Below are 18,630 nucleotides of genomic sequence, written 5' to 3'. Positions count from 1 at the left end.
CTCCCCCCTCATGTTGGTCTGTCCTCCCCCCTCTTGGATACGGGTACACATTAATTTTGGGCGTCCAACATAACATTGACGCATGATGACTCACACCCGTATTTTTTTGACGCTGCTGTTCTTGATACCGGCGACTTTCCTTGCCCGTGCAACCGATTACTTCGTACATCCCGTAGCGGGAAATGATGCCAACAGTGGATTATCCACCGCCCAGGCTATCCGATCATTGGAAAGGGCATCCCAATTGGTTTTATCGCCCGGTGATCGCTTATTGCTGGCCGCTGGCCAGCGCCATACCGGTTCATTGTCACTGGTGGGCCTTCAAGGACATCCAAACCGCCCGATTGCAATAACGACGGTGGCCTGGCCCGGGGATGACACCAATCAACCGGCGCTTATTGATGCCAAGGGGCACGCGCAGGCACTGCTCATCCGCGATTGTCAATATGTCCATATCGACTCCTTACGCATCCAGGCAAATGGGTCTGTCCAAAAGAAACCAGGATCGGAAATGCGCTGCGGCATATTAGTAACCGCCACGGCCAACGGCCGCACGGAAGGCATCGTCTTGGCCAACATCCGAATTCAGGATATTTTCCACGAAAATCCGGGTTATAAACGCCCTTCCAAAGAGGTGACGACGGCCAACGGGAGCGAGCCGTATGGTTGGGGAATCCGGCTGATGAGCACCGACGAAACATCGAAGATAGAAAACATCCGCATTGAGGCATGCCATATTGAAAACATCGAGCATACCGGTATAAAATTAACCGGTGCAAGAGGAAGACATAACATCAGCCGGGTTTGGCTGTACGCGAATCACATTACCCGCACAGGAGGGCCAGGTATCCAACTGTCGAACGTCAAGTTCGTCCATGTGGCTGCCAACGAAATCACCTACTCTGGCAGCGCGGATGACAGCCGGAAATGGGGACGCGGCAGCGGCTTGTGGACATGGAGTGCTTCTAATGTACTTATTGAAAAAAATCGGTTCATGTATGCCAACGGCCCTGGAGATTCTGCGGGAGCGCACATTGACTACAATTGCGACAATGTTGTTCTTCAATATAACTTCAGTGCGCACAATGCGGGTGGGTTTTGCGAAATATTGGGCAATACATACAATTGTGCCTATCGGTACAACATCAGCGTAAACGACGGCTACCGTGTGAAGGGAAAAAATGGTGCATTCCAGGAAGGTAAATTATTTTGGCTCAGCGGGTATCAAGGCAATGCAAAGGAACGTAAAGGACCGATAAACACCTATTTCTACAACAACACGATCTATGTAAGTCAAGATATCGAAACCAAATTTGCGATAGACGGCAGGTCAGATGGCGTATTGATCGCCAACAATATTTTTTGCATTGAAGGTCGTTCGCTCACCGTGTTGGGAGATCAGAACAAGCCGGATACCCCGCTTGAAGGAGGCTTAAACCGTGTCTTTTTCCACAACAATCTCTACCTAAAACCTGGAAATTGGCCCTCAGATTTACCGATACAGGATCAGTCGCCGTTATTCGGCGATCCGGAGTTCACTTCCAAAGGCGGTTTGTTGCCGGCAGACTACCTGCCACGTAATATACAATTAGTAAAGGGCAAGGGGATCAAGGTCCCTTACCTCCCGAGCGATGCCATCGGCTTGATGCAGGGATTGCGCATTCCAGAAGATATCGAAGGAAAAATGACGGACGATATACCCAGTTTAGGTGCATTGAAAATGGATTGATGATCACTTTATTATTTCATCTTAACAAGATAACATAACCGATATGAAACGTATTTTATATGGCTTTTTTTTGATTGGTTTTGCAATCGGATGCCAGATCAACGGTGGAGCACAACAAAAAGCAATTGCAACCCATCCGAACATCATCATTATCAACATGGACGACCTTGGTTATGGAGATGTCGGAGCTTATGGCGCAACGGCCCTGCAAACGCCCAATATTGACCGACTGGCCGAGGGCGGTGTGCGGTTTACCAATGGATATGCCACGTCGGCCACCTGTACGCCCAGCCGGTTTGCCTTATTAACGGGGGTATATCCCTGGCGCAATGAAAATGCACGTATCCTGCCCGGTACCGCCCCTTTGCTGATCGATACAGCCCAATTGACCCTGCCGAAAATACTGAAAAAGGCCGGTTATCATACGGGGGTGGTAGGCAAATGGCATTTAGGTTTGGGAGCGGGAAATGCAAATTGGAATGAGCGGATCACACCCGGACCCAATGAAGTCGGCTTCGATTATTCATTCGTCATGGCAGCCACACAGGACCGGGTACCTACAGTGTATATTGAGAATGGCAGCACCGTAGGTCTAGACCCCGAGGATCCCATTTTTGTGAGTTATGAAACGAATTTTGAAGGGGAGCCGACGGGGCTTGACCATCCGGAATTGCTGAAATTGAAATGGCATCATGGGCACAACAACAGCATCGTAAATGGCATTCCTCGCATCGGGTTCATGAAAGGCGGAACGGCCGCTCTTTGGAAGGATGAGGAGATGGCCGACACGTTTTTGGCGAAGGCGAAGGCATATATCACCGACCACAAAGAAAAGCCGTTCTTTCTCTACTACGCCATGCAGCAGCCGCATGTCCCCCGCACTCCCAATCCGCGTTTTGCCGGCACTACCGGACTGGGAAGCCGTGGTGATGCAATAGCGGAAGCAGACTGGTGCGTCGGACAGCTTTTGGAATTATTGGAAGATGAAAACCTGCTGGAACATACCCTTATCGTTTTCACCAGTGATAACGGTCCGGTTGTCAACGATGGCTATCAAGATGATGCGGTGGAAAAACTCGGTAATCATACACCAAGCGGTCCTTTTCGGGGTGGCAAATACAGCCTATATGAAGGAGGCGTCCGTATTCCGTTTATCGTTTATTGGAAAGGTACCGTTAGCCCAAAAGTTTCGGATGCATTGGTTTGCCAGGTCGACCTGCTAGCTTCATTCGGCAAATTGACAGGATCAACCGTAAGCACTGGCGACAGCGAGGATTATCTGGATGTGTTGCTAGGTTCGAGCAATGCCGGCAGAACCTCGCTGATCCTCGAAGCATCGGCACGGACAGCGCTGCGCCACGGCAACTGGGTACTGATTCCCCCTTATGATGGCCCAGCCGTCAACAAACAGGTAAACATTGAACTCGGAAACGCTACTGAATACCAACTGTTTGACCTCAAAAATGATCCAGGACAGCAACAGAATGTCGCAAAGCAACAACCGGATATATTGGAAAAATTGATAACAGAATTCGAACGAATCCGTGGAGCTGATCCGGGACGTCATGTGAAACCTTTGGTGTTGCAATAAACGCTTTTGCTTGGCACTTGTCCTACAATTGCATACCTTTGGATGATGATCCAGTTATTGAGAAAAATACACAGATGCCTCTACTTGGCATCTGTTTTATTTTTCTTTATACTTTTTTATCCCTTTTTGGCCGTTTTGGCAAAAGATTTCGAACGTAATTTTCACCGCATTGCACGCTGCCGACGGATCATTGGATTTCTGAGCTCTACATTTGTCGGAGTTTTTTACCGGTTCAGGTATGAAAGACCTATTGATTGGACAAAACCACACATCATCTGCGCCAACCATACGTCCAACCTGGATATCACGGCCATGGTCCTGCTCTGCCCTTCCGATTTCTCATTCATGGGAAAAATTGAATTGCTCAATAATCCGGTCACGGGAATGTTTTTCAAAACCATTGATATCCCGTTGGACCGACAAAGTCGGATTTCTGCTTTCAAAGCTTTTAAACGTGCCGATGACAACCTAAGAAATGGACGCAGTATGGTTATTTTTCCGGAAGGGCACATTGGAGAAGAATTTCCTCCCCATTTATACACTTTCAAAAACGGCCCTTTTAAGCTGGCTATCGAAACTCAGGTGTCCATCATTCCCGTTATCATTCACAACGCTTGGAAAATTTTCTGGGACGGTGCGAAAACATTCGGTAGCAGGCCCGGGATTATCGAGGTAGAAGTATTAACGCCTATTGCAACCGAAGGTCTACCGTTGCACCATGCAGATCAGCTGCGTGACCGTGTGCATCAGTTGATAAAAAAACATTGGAACAAGACCGGTGGTTTGTAACTTTACCGGTTCCTATACGTCTCACAGAAAAAAGATGCTATGTCGCAACCCCTCATTCAGATTACGGATATTGGACGAAAGTATGTCATCGGTGCGGAAACCATTCATGCACTGAAATCGGTAAGCCTTGAAATCAACAAAGGTGAATTTGTTGCCCTGATGGGCCCATCGGGCTCAGGCAAGTCCACGTTGATGAATATACTGGGCTGCTTAGACACCCCTACCCGGGGCGACTATATTCTGAACGGGATCAATGTGAGCGATATGAGCGACGATGAACTTGCTGAGGTACGCAACAAAGAGATCGGCTTTGTGTTTCAAACGTTTAACCTACTCCCCCGTTCTACATCGTTGGACAACGTAGCGCTGCCACTGATTTATGCGGGATATAGCAAAAAAAGCCGGGAAGAAATGGCTCAAAAGGCTTTGGAAAGTGTTGGATTGGGCAATCGCGTGGACCATAAACCGAATGAACTCTCCGGCGGACAGCGCCAACGTGTTGCCGTGGCGCGTGCGCTTATTAACAACCCTTCCATCATTTTGGCGGATGAGCCTACCGGCAACTTAGATACAAAGACCTCCATCGAAATCATGGGCTTATTGGAGGAAATACATTCCCGCGGCAATACCATTATTCTCGTCACGCACGAAGAAGATATTGCGCAACATGCGCATCGGATCGTACGCATGCGGGACGGTCTCATTGAAGACGATTATCCCAATAAAGACGTCAAAAGTGTATCTCCCCGATTAGCTGCATTGCGCGAAAAAGGAACTGATTTTGAAAATATCTGATAGCCACTATTGCGATAGTAAAGACTGCCGTAATAGCGTCGAAAAGCACAGATTTAGGTTCTGAAAAAGCCATCTTTTTGTAAAAAAAACGATATTATCAACAATAAAACACTATAAATCAACCCCTTAATCTAAACACAAAAAATATCGACAAAAAATTAAAAAATCATAATAGAAATATTATATTTTTGCGCAAAATTGAGAACTTAAATTGATAGGTTATGTATTGGACATTAGAGTTAGCGTCACATTTGGAAGATGCACCTTGGCCGGCAACAAAAGACGAGCTTATCGACTACGCCATCCGTTCGGGTGCTCCCGTGGAAGTGATTGAAAACCTGCAGGCATTGGAAGACGATGGTGAGCCATATGAAAATATAGAGGAGATCTGGCCTGATTATCCGACCAAAGACGATTTCTTTTTCAACGAGGATGAATACTGAAGTTTAACCGCTCCAATTACTTGCATCTTTCAAAACAAAAACGCATCTTTGCCACAAGCGAATGAATTTTCAAACAGAACATATTACTTGGTGGTGGCGTAGCAGTTGATGCTGAGGCAACCTCCTACTGTAAGTAATAGTTACTGAAACGTATAGCGGCTTGCCCATTTACCGGCAAGCCTTTTTTTTGGCATTTTTCAAGCGATGAACACGCAGAATGAAACGAATACTGGCACATTTATTTGAATTTAAAACGTTCACCAGAAGTGAGGCGTATGAGATCCTCACTAACATTGCTTCCGGAAAGTATAACCCTTCGCAGATCGCTGCGTTTATGACGGCATATGGAATGCGGAGCATCCGGGTAGAAGAATTGGAAGGGTTTCGGGATGCAATGTATGATCTCTGCTTAAAACTCGATTTTCCCGGTTATCAACTAATTGATCTCTGTGGCACGGGAGGCGATGGAAAAAATACATTCAATATCTCGACACTGGCTTCCTTCGTGGTGGCGGGTGCAGGTTATCCTGTCGCGAAGCATGGCAACTATGGTGTTTCATCTGGTTGTGGGTCGTCTAATGTGATGGAGCATCTGGGTTATCGGTTTACCAACGACAAAGGTGCCATCAGCCGCCAATTGGATAACGCCAACATCTGTTTCCTGCATGCTCCGCTGTTCCATCCGGCGATGAAAACCGTAGCGCCCATCCGTCGGGAATTAGGTGTGAAGACTTTTTTTAATATGATTGGTCCGTTGGTCAATCCCACTAATCCACATTATCAATCCGTCGGCGTATTCAGTCTTGAATTGGCCCGTCTTTATGGTTATCTATATCAACAGACGAACAAACAATATACAATACTACACGCGTTGGACGGATACGACGAGATATCATTGACTGGTGATTTTAAAACGATCAGCAACCGGGGTGAAAACTTTTGCAGTATCCAGCAACTTGGTTTCACGCCGCTGTCTCCCGAAACGATACACGGTGGGGATACTGTAGAAGAAGCCGCGGGAATATTTACAGCGGTTATCCAAGGGAACGGTACCACGGCACAAAACAACGTGGTTCTCGTCAACGCAGCCATCGCCATACGAACCATCCATCCGGAAAAAAGCTTTGGTGACTGCTACTATGAAGCGGAAGCTTCGCTACTCGGCAAGAAGGCATTGGATAGTTTCAAAAAGTTGGTAGCGGGATAATTAGCGATATCCGCGAAAAACTTAGCAATCTTTGCGGGCACAAAAAATGAAACCAAAAATTAAAATATGCGGTTTGAGGGATCCCGAAAATATACGGGACGTGTTGACTTTGCAGCCCGATTACATCGGCTTCATCTTTTATCCGGCCTCCAAACGCTTTGTTGGGTCTTCCTTTGATGCCAACTGGATGGCTCAATTGGAAGGACCCAATAAGACGGGTGTGTTTGTTGATGCCGATGAGGAGCAGGTAAACAGCTATATACGGCAATACGGCTTTCACGCGGTGCAACTACATGGAAATGAAGCCCCGGCTTACTGTGCAAGGTTAAAGGCAACCGGCACGACCGTTATCAAAGCCTTTGGCATCGACGAGCGGTTTGATTGGGCACGCCTTGGCGAATACGAGCACACCGCAGATTATTATCTATTTGATACACAAAGCAAACAGCACGGCGGAACAGGTATGCGCTTTAACTGGAAACTGCTTGAGGGGTATACGTTCGAAAAACCGTTCTTTCTAAGCGGCGGTATCGGTATCGAAAATATCCAGGAAGCCCTAAAGATTGATGACGATCGGCTTTATGCGCTGGATCTGAACTCGAAATTCGAAACTGCACCCGGGATCAAAGACATTGAACTATTAAAACAGACATTACAGACCATCAACGATGAGTGAATACCAAGTAAATGAAAAAGGCTATTACGGTGATTTTGGCGGTGCCTATATCCCTGAAATGCTCTATCCGAATGTCGAAGAGTTACGGCAGCAATACATCGCAATCATCCAAAGTGAGGGATTCAAACAGGAGTTTGACCAATTACTTAGGGATTATGTAGGACGTCCTTCTCCGCTTTATCTGGCTAAACGACTTTCGGAGCGGTATGGTGCCAACATCTTTTTAAAACGGGAAGATCTCAACCATACTGGGGCGCATAAGATCAACAATACCATCGGGCAAATTCTGCTGGCAGAGCGACTCGGCAAGCGACGCATCATTGCGGAAACGGGTGCCGGACAACACGGCGTAGCCACCGCAACGGTCTGTGCCCTCAAGGGACTACAATGTGTGGTTTACATGGGAGCCGTCGATATTGAACGGCAGGCACCCAACGTGGCTCGTATGAAGATGATGGGCGCGGAAGTGATTGCCGCCGAGTCGGGCAGCAAGACGCTCAAGGACGCCACCAATGAAGCGCTACGCGATTGGATAAACAATCCTGTAGACACGCACTACATCATCGGATCCGTGGTGGGACCGCATCCTTATCCGGATATGGTAGCCCGGTTCCAGTCGATTATCTCCGCCGAAACCCGGAAGCAATTACAAGAGAAAACAGGAATTGAAACCCCGGATTATGCCCTAGCCTGCGTGGGTGGCGGCAGCAATGCGGCCGGCATGTTCTATCACTTTCTGGATGAACCTTCGGTCAAGCTAATTGCGGTGGAAGCTGCTGGAAAAGGTGTGTACTCGGGCGAATCGGCGGCCACGACCTTATTGGGACGCGAGGGCGTGCTCCACGGCAGCCGCTCTATTCTGATGCAAACGGACGACGGACAGGTGATCGAACCGTACTCGATCTCTGCGGGATTGGATTATCCGGGTATCGGCCCCCAGCATGCCTGGCTGTATAAATCGGGCCGTGCCACATATGCCAGTGCCACAGACGATGAAGCGATGCAGGCCGGCCTCCTGCTTACCCAACTCGAAGGCATCATACCGGCCATTGAAAGCGCTCATGCCTTGGCGCAACTGGAAAAAATGACCTTCAAGGGCGACGAGAATGTCGTGATCTGTCTTTCCGGGCGGGGCGATAAAGACTTGGATAATTACATGAAATATTTTGGCTTTTAACGATGAATAGGATCAACGAATTATTTGCCAACGAGGGCAACAAACGCATACTCTCCATTTATTACACGGCAGGTTATCCCACATTGAACAGTACCCTGGCAATCGCGGAAACCTTGGAGAAATCAGGCGCGGACTTCCTTGAAATCGGTTTCCCTTACTCCGATCCGGTGGCCGACGGCCCGGTCATCCAGCACAGCTCCGAAGTAGCCCTCCGCAACGGGATGACGCTGCAGGTACTTTTTGACCAGCTTGCAGGACTGCGCAGGCACATCAGCATCCCGGTATTATTAATGGGATATGTCAACCCCGTATTACAATATGGCGTGGAACGATTCTGCGAATCGTGCAAAGCCGTTGGAGTGGACGGGGTTATTGTTCCGGATTTACCGATGTACGAATATGAGGAGCGTTATCAGGAGGTATTCGAAGCAAATGGAGTGAGCAACATTTTTTTGGTTACACCGCAGACGTCGGAAGAACGCATCCGGAAAATCGATGGGCTTTCTACCGGTTTCATCTACCTGTTATCATCGTCGGCCACTACCGGCAAAAATCTCGCTGTATCCGAAGATACCGCGGCGTATTTTTCGCGCATACGGAATCTGAACCTGAAAAATCCGGTTGTGGTGGGCTTTGGCATCTCCAGCAGAGACGCGTTCATGCGCGCTACAGATTATGCAGCTGGTGCCATTGTGGGAAGTGCTTTCGTGCGGTTGCTAAGTGAATCCAATTACGAGAAAAAAATTCCGGCATTTATCCATCAGCTGAAGGAGATAGCGGATGGATACTAGTCCATCCGCTCTTTTAAAATCTTACCGTCTTGGTCAAAAGAAACCTTTAGATCGCCGTAGCGGCTTTCCAAATCGACCGCGTATGTGATTTTTCCGGCCTCCTCAATTTTCTTCACTTCATCGATCCGATATCCATCAAATTCGGTCTTGACCTGTTTCTTGACCGCATCCGGCAGCGCAGAAGCCGACAATTCTTCTTCGTGTTTTAACACTTTTCCATCGGCACTGATAAATGCCTTTTGATCGCGCCCTACCAAACCAACGTTAAACTCCACCTCGAAGGTACCATCTTTCCGCCGTTCCCATTCCGCTTGCCGCGCTTTCGGAAATTGCTGTTGGAATGCATTCAATACGATCGCAGGGACTCCACGCGGGCCTTTCTGGGCCATCACTGAAAAACTTGTCAATAACATGACTGTAAATCCTATCAATAACTTTTTCATGGCTATTTTATTTTAGTAAACAATACAAATTAACCAGCTAAAACGGGAAAAACTTAGGAAATAACCACCTATCGGTAACAATCCAGGTTTTTGACATTTAATAAACAAATTAACTATTCGTTGTTGAACGCCCTTTCCTTACCTTTGCATGATCGTGGCAAAAGTATTCGTCATATTACTTACGTTCATCTACACATGCTCGGCAACGGGGGCTACCGTGCATTTGCACTATTGCTGCGGAGAGCTTCAAAAATTCATCATGGAATATGCGCCCGAAGAACCTAATCCTGACGATTGCCCGCTCTGTTTAACGCACCACGAAAAGGAAAAAGAAGCTATCACTTGCTGTACCGACGACAGCAACGATAGTTGTACCATCAATCAGGCAGGACATGGACACTGCCAAAACGTAAAGATTGAAGCCAAGAAAACCACCGAGGAACACCTTCCCAGTGCCTATAAAAAGCTGACAAAGATCTATCCGCTGGAGTTATTGGTGTTTACCCTGGCCTATGTCATCGACCTGCCGCTGAATATCCATGATGCTGCACGGGCAGTGAACCACGGCCCGCCAGACGCTTTAATACCCTTATTTATCCAACACTGTACCTATCGTATTTGATAGCTGATTATTCGCCAACGGCCGAACGAAAACAACGTCGTCCGTTGGAATATCGGTGCAGCGCACCGGATCCGGATTAAACCAACAGCGAGAATCAAATTACACGAGATGACTAATCTTATTAAACAAGCATACATTACACTATTGCTACTGCTATCGGTTTCAGTATCGATCGCCCAAAACCGTGAAAACATCACACTTACCGTAGCCGGGGTATGCGGCATGTGCAAGTCCCGGATAGAAAAAGCTGCCAAGGCAGATGGCCTGGAGAACGTACATTGGGAAGCCAGTACACAGTTGCTGGCCCTCTCATTCGATCCCGCGACATACGATGTGGAAGCCGCCAAAGCACGTATCCTTTCCGCAGGTCATGATGTTGAGGGACGTCAGGCAAACGCCGAGGCATATAAAAAGCTACCATCCTGTTGCCACTACCGGGACGAGGCAAACGTGCATAAGGCCACTGGACAGGATCATGACACCCACGCGGTGATGGGCATCGTCATGCAGGAAAATAACCGTGGCGAGCTCTCTCCCATCGAATCGGCCAACGTACATTGGGTGGAAGACGCTACCCTCCATGCCCAAACCGATGCTTCTGGGGTATTCAGAATTGACCACCAGGAACACGTTAAACAGCTCATCATCTCTTATGCAGGAAACCAGCCCGATACGCTGACCATCACCGATCCAAACGAGGTGGTGGTGGTTACGGCCAAAGACAATGTATTGGCCGAAGTAACCGTATCGGCGAGACGGCGCTCCAATTACATTTCAGCGCTCAGTCCTACACGCCTGGAAGTCTTGACCGGGCAGGAACTCTTTAAAGCCGCTTGTTGTGACCTCAGCGAGAGCTTCGAAACCAACGCCTCGGTAGACGTAGTGAGCAGCGATGCGGTGACCGGCAGCAAACAGATCCAGATGCTCGGCTTGAGTGGCATTTATACGCAATTAACGGTGGAAAACCTGCCGGGGCCACGCGGATTGGCTACGCCACTCGGACTTAACAGCATCGCTGGAACCTGGATTGAATCCATTCAAATTGGAAAAGGCATCGGCTCGGTAGTCAATGGTTTCGAAAACATTGCGGGACAAATTAATGTGGAGCTGAAGAAACCGGAAACGTCTGAACGGCTATTTTTCAATGCCTATACCAACAACATGGGCAGGTCTGACATCAACCTTAACTTAGCGCAACGGTTTAATGAACGGTGGACAGGCGGACTGCTGCTTCATGACAATTTCATGTACAACAAAAACATGAACTTCAGCAACAATGGTTTCCGGGATATTCCGATAGGCAATCTTTTTTCGGGAATCAGCAGGTGGAAATACGAAGACGGGAAGGGATTCATGCTTCAGTTTGGCATCAAGTTTCTCAGTGATGACCGTACTGGTGGCCAGCTAGACTTTGACCCGGCAATGGATAAGCTGACGAAAAACCGATACGGACTGGGATTCGACATCGAACGGTATGAAGCATTCGCCAAAATTGGTTACGTATTTCCGCAACAGACCCAACGCAGCATTGGTTTGCAATTATCGGGCACATCATACAACCAAACGTCCTATTTCGGCTTACGCACCTATGACGCCGGGCAACGGAATGCTTATGCTAACCTGATTTACCAGGATATCATCGGCACCGTGGTGCATAAATACCGCATGGGCCTGAGCATGCAATACGACCGGTATGACGAACGGTACATCGGGCAGCGGTTTGCTCGCACCGAAGTCGTTCCGGGCGGATTTTTCGAATATACATACGGTCCATCTGAGAAATTCGACCTGGTATTGGGCATCCGGGGCGATTACAACAATCTATATGGCTGGTTTGCCACACCGCGTGCACATGTGCGTTATCAACCCATGGCTGGCACCAGTTTTCGGATCAGCAGCGGCCGTGGGCAGCGTACGGCCAATATTTTTGCGGAAAATACGGCAGCGTTGGCCAGTTCGCGGATGGTCCGCATCGCAACCGAAAACGACGCTAAAAATGCCTATGGCCTGAAGCCGGAAATTGCGTGGAACTCGGGAATCAGCTTCGATCAATCGTTTCGGTTGTTTCACAGGGAAGCCTCCTTCAGTGCCGAATTTTTCAGAAATGATTTTATCAACCAGGTGGTGGTGGACTATGAAAACCCACGTGAGCTGGCTTTTTATAACCTTAACGGCAAATCTTACTCCAATAGTCTGCAAACCGAGCTTCGTCTGATGCCATTACCGCATTTCGAGGCACGGATGGCTTACCGGCTTTTTGACGTAAAGACCACCTATGCCCATACATTATTGCAGCGGCCGTTAGTAGCTCGCCATCGGGGTTTTCTCAACCTCGGCTATGCCACGCACAGCGGTGGTTGGCATTTTGACTATACGCTCAACATTACTGGTCAGAAGCGACTGCCTTCTACAGCGGCTAACCCAATGGAATACCAGCTGCCGGAATATTCTCGTGCATATACCACCATGAATGCCCAGATCAGCAAAACCATCGGCAAGAGCCAACCCATTGATCTTTACATCGGTGGAGAGAACCTTACCGACTTTTTTCAACGAAATCCTGTATTGGCTGCCGACCAGCCTTTCAGCCAGTTTTTCGATTCCTCGCTGCTGTGGGGTCCCGTCACCGGCCGAATGTTCTATGCGGGGATCAGGTTTGGTATCAAGTAGGGAGTTAACGAACAAAGGAGTTGTACTCCTTTGTTCGTTTAAGCATTGACCAATGCATTAATATCAAACTTCTTCATGTTCATGAATGCCTGCATGACCCGCTCCGCGCGCTGTGGATCGCTAAGCAGTTTGGGTAAAATCGACGGAACGACCTGCCAGGATACTCCGAACCGGTCTTTCAGCCATCCGCACCTGCTTTCTTCACCTCCTTCTGTAAGCCTGGCCCAATAGTAATCCACCTCTTCCTGCGTTTCACAGTCGATTACGAGCGATACTCCTTCATTGAAGGTAAATGGCTGAGGGACGCCACTATCCATTGCCATAAAAACATGGTGGCCAAGTAAACGAAAGCGTGCATGCACGACAGTAGCATCGTGAGCCACCTGCCCGGGGGCATAGTTTGCAGCAAACGTAATTGCCGAATCGCGAAAGACAGAAACGTAGTAGTCCATTGCTTTGCTGGCATTTCCCTGCTGCTCTCCGCAGAACATCAATAAAGGTACAAACCGCTGTTCTACCTCGTTCATCTCGCCGAGAGACAATTGCCAATTGACTCCGAAGCGATCCTGTACCCAACCGTATAACTCACTCCAATCGTACTTATCAAGAGGCATCAAGATGGAACCATCGTCGGCAAGCAGGCGCCATGCACGTTCCACCTGTTCTTTGCTTTCAAGTGTTACATAGAACGAGATCGCCGGATTGGGCTTAAACTGTGGGCCACCATTCAGTCCCATGAACTTGGTGCCGTCAAGTTCAAATGTCACCACCATGGGTGTATCTGCTGTAATAACTGAATTGGAAAATACCGAACAATAGTATTCGGCAGCCGTCTTGGCATTGCCGTCAAACCATAGGCATGGGTAAATCAGGTTCTTCATAGAAACAAAGTTAGCAGCGCCAAATCAAAAGAATACTGTGCAAAGACGACAACAAACGGGGGTATTTAGGACAAGTTATCCAACCGGCCGCGCAGTATCTCACTAAGTTTTGCGGTGGGCAGCCCCACTACATTCGTATAGGAACCTATTATTTTTTCAATGGCCACGATACCTATCCATTCCTGGATTCCATAAGCTCCTGCTTTGTCAAAGGGTTGGTAATGGTGGATATAATAGTCGATTTCAGCGGCCGATAGGCTCTTGAAATATACTTCGGTGGTTTCGTGAAATATTTCGACTGCCCCGCCCTGCAACAGCGCCACTGCAGTGATCACCTCGTGCCGCCGACCGGACAAAAGCGTAAGCATCTCAACCGCATGGGCTTTATCGATTGGTTTACCCAGTATCTGGCCATCGATGGTCACGATGGTATCCGCCGTAATAACCAACGTATCGGTACTCTCCGTCATAAAAGCCCGGGCCTTTTTTTCGGCAATGTGGCGCACGGCGGCCACCGGGTTCAGCGTTTGGGGAAAGGATTCATCTACTTCGCGGATAGCCACCGTAAATGAAACTCCCATCGATGAGAGCAATTCTTTCCGTCTCGGTGATTGGGAAGCAAGAATTATCCGCATGGTTACTAATTTATATCACCGCCATCTTTTCAGATGCTTGCAACTGCCAGGTCCTCATGCCAGGTATTCTGTAGTTTCATCACCTTCTCAATGACATCACGCGCCGCTCCCCGGCCGCCGTTACAAAAGGATACATAAACCGATATCGCTTTAACCGCTTCCACCGCATCGGCCGGGCAAGTGGGTAAGCCCGCCAATTTCATGTTATCCAGATCGGGAATATCATCGCCCATATAGAGGATGTCCGCATGGGTAAGTCCACGATAAGCCAGCCATTCCTCCAATGCGGCACTTTTGTCGTTAACTGACAAATATACATCTGTTATTCCCAATCCCTCCATTCTTTTTTTCACCCCTATGGATCGCCCACCGGTTATGACAGCCATGGAATATCCCTTTTTGATAGCCAATTGCATTGCATAGCCGTCCTTTATATCAAACGAACGAAGCTGATCACCGTGTTCTGTAACTAATATATTCCCATCCGAGAGTACGCCATCTACATCGAATACGAATGCTTTTACCCGCTTGAACTTATCAAACAACATGATTGAATACGATTTGAAGCCAAACTTACTATTAAAATCCGAACTTTTTGAACGTTGGTCCAAAAGTGTTAATCTCCGCTACACGGTGTCTGATAAATCAGTCTTGTTTTATCGTTCAAACTACACTTCCAATGCGAAGTTGAGGCAAAAACCCTATTTAACCAATTTATTTTTTTGGCATGCCCTTTGCGACCCTATTAACAAACGCTTAAAAGTTTAAATACAAGCGGATTTAAAACAATGTTCTTTTGACAAAAAACTAACAAAAGTTTCATTGAAAAACGACAAAAAGTCGCTACTTTTGCATCAGTAAAACAAACCCGGATAATACCGGGGATTTAGAATTGTCTTTTCATAATTTAGGTTTATAATTGGTTAGTAACAAACCCCGGTGCCCATCACCGGGGTTTTGTTGTTTTACTTGTTTTTATTTCCTTTATCTGCATTGGTTCCCGGTTTTGCGATTGAGCCCCGCATATCTGTATCTGCCTGTATGTTTTGCATCCGGTAATAATCCATTACACCCAGGTTGCCGGTCCGAAACGCTTCGGCCATGGCCAAAGGCACCTGTGCCTCCGCTTCGATTACCTTTGCCCGGGCTTCCTGTGCCTTGGAACGCATTTCTTGTTCGGAGGCCACAGCCATCGCCCGTCGCTCTTCCGCACGCGCATTCGCAACCTTGAGATCGGCTTCCGCTTGATCCGTCTGCAATTTTGCCCCGACGTTTTCGCCGATATCGATATCCGCAATATCAATTGACAGTATCTCAAATGCAGTGCCACTGTCCAGCCCCTTCGCTAACACGGTTTTTGAAATACGATCGGGGTTTTCCAACACTTCCTTATGATTGGCCGCCGAACCGATGGTCGTAACAATGCCTTCTCCCACACGTGCCAAAATGGTTTCTTCACCTGCTCCGCCCACGAGTTGATTGATATTTGCTCTCACTGTCACCCTTGCCTTAGCAATGAGCTGGATACCGTCTTTAGCCACGGCCGCTACCGGCGGTGTATTAATGACACGGGGATTGACCGATAACTGCACGGCATCAAATACGTCCCGGCCAGCCAAGTCAATGGCGGTTGCGAGCTTAAAATCCAGCGGGATATTCGCTTTATCTGCCGAAATCAATGCTTTAATCACGTTGTTTACGTTGCCTCCAGCAAGATAATGTGTTTCTATTTCATTCGATGTAATATTTAATCCTGCTTTGGTGGAGGTTATCATCGCATTAGTTACCAAGGCAGGTGATACTTTCCGCAAACGCATCAGCAGCAGATTCAACAGGTTGACGCGCACGCCGGATAACTGTGCAGTGAACCAAAGATTTACGGGAAGCAAATAAAGCAAAATAAAAAATGCTACGATAGCTCCGACGATCATCAAGATGGGGGTAAAATTGGGGTCCATAAGGGTTTAATACATTTAAGGTACTGTTTACAGCTTTTAAAGATACAACTTTTTGATGGCTATCCAAAGCTCCTTAAACTTTTCGCCCTCCGTCCATTTACCTCGATGCACTTATTTTGTGGAGCCTGCCTGAGCCCGATGTACGCACGTTGGTTTGTGCATTTCCACTGTAATGGATCGTACCCGATCCGCTTATGGATGCATCCAATTGTTTGTTTACATGAATTGCGATGCTACCGGATCCGGATAGTTTGAGGTTGGCGGATTGGCTTTTTAGCTCGTTCCCCTCAAACCGGCCCGAACCGCTGATTGAAATGTTACTCGCCGCGGCGTTGCCTGTGGCCACAATCCGCCCAGAGCCACTAATACGAGCGTTACACACCTTTATGTCGGAGTCAAATGCAAGCTTTCCCGAACCGCTCACCGAGGCGTTCAGCTCATCGCCCGCTACCGTTCCTACGACCGTAATATTTCCAGCGCCTGATTGTGCCAGTGACTTAAGTTGTTTGGCAGTTACGTAGGCGGTAACTTTGTCCCTGTTGAATCGAGCTTCCCCAGCGTTTCTTTTAAACCTAATTTTCAACGTCCCCTGTTCTACCACAGTTTCAACTTCGCGGAGGGCTGCCTCATTGCCCACTAACCGTACGGATTCTTGGTCACCGAAACGTACCTCTACAAGGATACTACCAGCGCTGGTCAGTGCATGAAAACCGCGCACCTCGCGTATTTCATCGCGGAACGAAGGACCAGGGATCGTATGGGCCCATAAAAAAAATGGCAACAGCAATGCTAACCCACCTAATAAAGACAATTTTCTTTCCATTGTGTTCGTTTTTATATATACATGTTTTTTTACATATAAGACGTCGCAATAAACGAGACGTTGCAGCGATGCCTCTTTTTAAGCTGTCTATACACAGCTATATTGTTTAACCCGTGTTAAACTGCTATTTTTGGCACCTTTCAAATATTGAATACGAATCGTCTATGAAAATTGTACCCGTAGCCGGAGCAGCGTTGGATCGACTATTCATAACCATGGCACCCTCACTTTACTTGGACGATGTCAATTACATCCGACCGTTCGACGTGGATGTCCAATCCGTCTTTGACCCGAAGAAGAATCCCCGCTTCCAGCGCGGTGACTGTGCCCGGTGGCTTTTGTTGGATGAATCCGGCAACCCTATCGGACGCATTGCCGCATTTTTTGAAAAGGAAGCCAACGACACCGGATTTCGGGTGGGCGGATGTGGATTTTTCGAATGCATAAACAATCAAAAAGCTGCCGACCTATTGTTTGATACTGCCAAAGCCTGGCTGGCAGCGCATGGCATGTCGGCCATGGATGGTCCCATTAACTTCGGTAACCGTGAACGTTGGTGGGGACTACTCGTAGATGGCTTCCATCCGCCCTGTTACTGCTGCAATTACAATCCTTCGTATTATCAGCAACTTTTTGAACGATATGGCTTTCAGGTTTATTTTAAGCAATTTACCTACCGCCGAGAGATTGCTACTCCACTTTCCAGCAAAGTGGGTGAAAAGGCACTCCACGCTTTACAGGACGCAGGATATACGTTTAGCCATATTCACCGCAATCAACTCGGAAAAGCCGCTGAAGATTTCCGATCGGTATACAACGAGGCTTGGGCGAGGCATGAGGGGGTGAACCCGATGAGTGCGAAAAATGCGCATAAATTGATACAAAGCATGAAACCCATCATCGATCCAAAGATTATCTGGTTTGCCTATTACCAAGGCCAGCCAGTCGGTTTTTGGGTCAACATTCCGGATGTCAATCAGTTGATTGTTAAATACACCAATGGAAAACTTACCTTACCGGGAAAAATACGTTTTCTGTGGAACCGATGGCGTAGGCGCTGTAAAACCATGTTCGGCATCGTGTTCGGCATCGTACCGGAGCATCAACGGAAAGGACTTGAGGCAGCCATGGTAATGGCCGCCACAAAAGTAATACAAGACCCGAAGCAGCTGAAGTATGAAGAACTGCAGATGAATTGGATCGGTGATTTCAATCCAAAGATGATGAATGTAGCGCGATACATAGGCGGCACAATCTATAAAACACATCATACGTATCGGTATTTATTTGATCGTGCCAAGCCGTTTGAAAGACATCCCATTCTTTAAAAAATCAGGTTTATTAGTTTGATCATTTATTTTGCGAAATCGAAAAAAATACCTAATTAGCATGGACAAATA

General features: G+C 47.7%; 18 protein-coding genes. 12 read left to right on the top strand and 6 right to left on the bottom strand.

Annotated elements, in window-relative coordinates:
- Positions 1 to 82: 82 nt before the first annotated feature.
- From BMZ56_RS01410 to trpA, 9 genes are all read left to right on the top strand, one after another.
- Positions 83 to 1,729, top strand: coding sequence for a right-handed parallel beta-helix repeat-containing protein (locus tag BMZ56_RS01410; protein WP_090623096.1), 1,647 nt, complete (start codon positions 83 to 85; stop codon positions 1,727 to 1,729).
- 43 nt (positions 1,730 to 1,772) lie between these two features.
- Complete coding sequence (locus BMZ56_RS01405) at positions 1,773 to 3,320, top strand: sulfatase family protein (RefSeq protein ID WP_090623093.1); 1,548 nt, start codon at positions 1,773 to 1,775, stop codon at positions 3,318 to 3,320.
- A gap of 135 nt (positions 3,321 to 3,455) precedes the next feature.
- Positions 3,456 to 4,109, top strand: coding sequence for a lysophospholipid acyltransferase family protein (locus BMZ56_RS01400; RefSeq protein ID WP_245893029.1), 654 nt, complete (start codon positions 3,456 to 3,458; stop codon positions 4,107 to 4,109).
- 39 nt (positions 4,110 to 4,148) lie between these two features.
- The gene (locus BMZ56_RS01395; RefSeq protein ID WP_090623090.1) at positions 4,149 to 4,904 is read left to right on the top strand and encodes an ABC transporter ATP-binding protein; all 756 of its coding nucleotides are present in this window, start codon (positions 4,149 to 4,151) and stop codon (positions 4,902 to 4,904) included.
- A gap of 221 nt (positions 4,905 to 5,125) precedes the next feature.
- Complete coding sequence (locus BMZ56_RS01390) at positions 5,126 to 5,347, top strand: DUF2795 domain-containing protein (protein ID WP_002996718.1); 222 nt, start codon at positions 5,126 to 5,128, stop codon at positions 5,345 to 5,347.
- A 217-nt stretch (positions 5,348 to 5,564) separates the two neighbouring features.
- Positions 5,565 to 6,554 (top strand): anthranilate phosphoribosyltransferase, encoded by a 990-nt coding sequence (trpD, locus tag BMZ56_RS01385; RefSeq protein ID WP_090623086.1) that lies wholly within the window; start codon positions 5,565 to 5,567, stop codon positions 6,552 to 6,554.
- Positions 6,555 to 6,600: 46 nt separating this feature from the next.
- Positions 6,601 to 7,230 (top strand): phosphoribosylanthranilate isomerase, encoded by a 630-nt coding sequence (locus BMZ56_RS01380; protein WP_090623082.1) that lies wholly within the window; start codon positions 6,601 to 6,603, stop codon positions 7,228 to 7,230.
- Entirely contained in the window at positions 7,223 to 8,407 is a 1,185-nt protein-coding gene (trpB, locus tag BMZ56_RS01375) for a tryptophan synthase subunit beta (RefSeq protein ID WP_090623080.1), read from the top strand. The genes BMZ56_RS01380 and trpB overlap by 8 nt, the downstream gene beginning before the upstream one ends.
- Before the next feature lie 2 nt (positions 8,408 to 8,409).
- Positions 8,410 to 9,198, top strand: a complete 789-nt coding sequence (gene trpA / locus BMZ56_RS01370) for a tryptophan synthase subunit alpha (RefSeq protein ID WP_090623077.1) — start codon at positions 8,410 to 8,412, stop codon at positions 9,196 to 9,198.
- On the opposite strand, the gene BMZ56_RS01365 is transcribed toward trpA, so the two are convergent.
- Complete coding sequence (locus BMZ56_RS01365) at positions 9,195 to 9,641, bottom strand: PepSY-like domain-containing protein (RefSeq protein ID WP_090623073.1); 447 nt, start codon at positions 9,639 to 9,641, stop codon at positions 9,195 to 9,197. The two genes, trpA and BMZ56_RS01365, sit on opposite strands and share 4 nt — an antisense overlap.
- A 154-nt stretch (positions 9,642 to 9,795) precedes the next feature.
- On the opposite strand from BMZ56_RS01365, the gene BMZ56_RS01360 reads away from it, so the two are divergent.
- Together BMZ56_RS01360 and BMZ56_RS01355 are read left to right on the top strand one after the other, a co-directional pair.
- Positions 9,796 to 10,263: an HYC_CC_PP family protein gene (locus BMZ56_RS01360; RefSeq protein WP_143072813.1), complete on the top strand. Its 468-nt coding sequence runs from the start codon at positions 9,796 to 9,798 to the stop codon at positions 10,261 to 10,263.
- Between the two features lie 108 nt (positions 10,264 to 10,371).
- Positions 10,372 to 12,933, top strand: coding sequence for a TonB-dependent receptor (locus BMZ56_RS01355; RefSeq protein WP_090623064.1), 2,562 nt, complete (start codon positions 10,372 to 10,374; stop codon positions 12,931 to 12,933).
- 38 nt (positions 12,934 to 12,971) lie between these two features.
- Here the strand turns inward: BMZ56_RS01355 and BMZ56_RS01350 are convergent, their stop codons facing one another.
- From BMZ56_RS01350 to BMZ56_RS01330, 5 genes are all read right to left on the bottom strand, one after another.
- Positions 12,972 to 13,814: a VOC family protein gene (locus BMZ56_RS01350; RefSeq protein ID WP_090623060.1), complete on the bottom strand. Its 843-nt coding sequence runs from the start codon at positions 13,812 to 13,814 to the stop codon at positions 12,972 to 12,974.
- A 65-nt stretch (positions 13,815 to 13,879) separates the two neighbouring features.
- Positions 13,880 to 14,449: a Maf family protein gene (locus BMZ56_RS01345; RefSeq protein WP_090623057.1), complete on the bottom strand. Its 570-nt coding sequence runs from the start codon at positions 14,447 to 14,449 to the stop codon at positions 13,880 to 13,882.
- Between the two features lie 29 nt (positions 14,450 to 14,478).
- Positions 14,479 to 14,997 carry a KdsC family phosphatase gene (locus BMZ56_RS01340; protein ID WP_090624402.1) on the bottom strand — a complete coding sequence of 173 codons (519 nt, stop codon included), beginning with the start codon at positions 14,995 to 14,997 and terminating at the stop codon, positions 14,479 to 14,481.
- Positions 14,998 to 15,414: 417 nt separating this feature from the next.
- A complete protein-coding gene (floA, locus tag BMZ56_RS01335; protein ID WP_090623053.1) occupies positions 15,415 to 16,407 on the bottom strand; it encodes a flotillin-like protein FloA in 993 nt (330 codons plus the stop codon).
- Positions 16,408 to 16,504: 97 nt separating this feature from the next.
- Positions 16,505 to 17,230, bottom strand: coding sequence for a head GIN domain-containing protein (locus BMZ56_RS01330; RefSeq protein ID WP_090623047.1), 726 nt, complete (start codon positions 17,228 to 17,230; stop codon positions 16,505 to 16,507).
- 164 nt (positions 17,231 to 17,394) lie between these two features.
- On the opposite strand from BMZ56_RS01330, the gene BMZ56_RS01325 reads away from it, so the two are divergent.
- Positions 17,395 to 18,558 carry a hypothetical protein gene (locus BMZ56_RS01325; RefSeq protein WP_090623043.1) on the top strand — a complete coding sequence of 388 codons (1,164 nt, stop codon included), beginning with the start codon at positions 17,395 to 17,397 and terminating at the stop codon, positions 18,556 to 18,558.
- The last annotated feature ends 72 nt before the right edge of the window (positions 18,559 to 18,630 follow it).

This window comes from Parapedobacter indicus (assembly GCF_900113765.1).
Taxonomy (GTDB): Bacteria; Bacteroidota; Bacteroidia; order Sphingobacteriales; family Sphingobacteriaceae; genus Parapedobacter; species Parapedobacter indicus.
This window is presented reverse-complemented; position numbering and strand designations above follow the sequence as displayed.

Bases quoted from the DNA above. Each gene is read 5' to 3' on its own strand.
- BMZ56_RS01410 (WP_090623096.1), top strand. From the start codon at position 83: ATGATGACTCACACCCGTATTTTTTTGACGCTGCTGTTCTTGATACCG.
- BMZ56_RS01405 (WP_090623093.1), top strand. From the start codon at position 1,773: ATGAAACGTATTTTATATGGCTTTTTTTTGATTGGTTTTGCAATCGGA.
- BMZ56_RS01395 (WP_090623090.1), top strand. From the start codon at position 4,149: ATGTCGCAACCCCTCATTCAGATTACGGATATTGGACGAAAGTATGTC.
- BMZ56_RS01390 (WP_002996718.1), top strand. From the start codon at position 5,126: ATGTATTGGACATTAGAGTTAGCGTCACATTTGGAAGATGCACCTTGG.
- trpD (WP_090623086.1), top strand. From the start codon at position 5,565: ATGAAACGAATACTGGCACATTTATTTGAATTTAAAACGTTCACCAGA.
- BMZ56_RS01380 (WP_090623082.1), top strand. From the start codon at position 6,601: ATGAAACCAAAAATTAAAATATGCGGTTTGAGGGATCCCGAAAATATA.
- trpB (WP_090623080.1), top strand. From the start codon at position 7,223: ATGAGTGAATACCAAGTAAATGAAAAAGGCTATTACGGTGATTTTGGC.
- trpA (WP_090623077.1), top strand. From the start codon at position 8,410: ATGAATAGGATCAACGAATTATTTGCCAACGAGGGCAACAAACGCATA.
- BMZ56_RS01365 (WP_090623073.1), bottom strand. From the start codon at position 9,641: ATGAAAAAGTTATTGATAGGATTTACAGTCATGTTATTGACAAGTTTT.
- BMZ56_RS01355 (WP_090623064.1), top strand. From the start codon at position 10,372: ATGACTAATCTTATTAAACAAGCATACATTACACTATTGCTACTGCTA.
- BMZ56_RS01350 (WP_090623060.1), bottom strand. From the start codon at position 13,814: ATGAAGAACCTGATTTACCCATGCCTATGGTTTGACGGCAATGCCAAG.
- BMZ56_RS01345 (WP_090623057.1), bottom strand. From the start codon at position 14,449: ATGCGGATAATTCTTGCTTCCCAATCACCGAGACGGAAAGAATTGCTC.
- BMZ56_RS01340 (WP_090624402.1), bottom strand. From the start codon at position 14,997: ATGTTGTTTGATAAGTTCAAGCGGGTAAAAGCATTCGTATTCGATGTA.
- floA (WP_090623053.1), bottom strand. From the start codon at position 16,407: ATGGACCCCAATTTTACCCCCATCTTGATGATCGTCGGAGCTATCGTA.
- BMZ56_RS01330 (WP_090623047.1), bottom strand. From the start codon at position 17,230: ATGGAAAGAAAATTGTCTTTATTAGGTGGGTTAGCATTGCTGTTGCCA.
- BMZ56_RS01325 (WP_090623043.1), top strand. From the start codon at position 17,395: ATGAAAATTGTACCCGTAGCCGGAGCAGCGTTGGATCGACTATTCATA.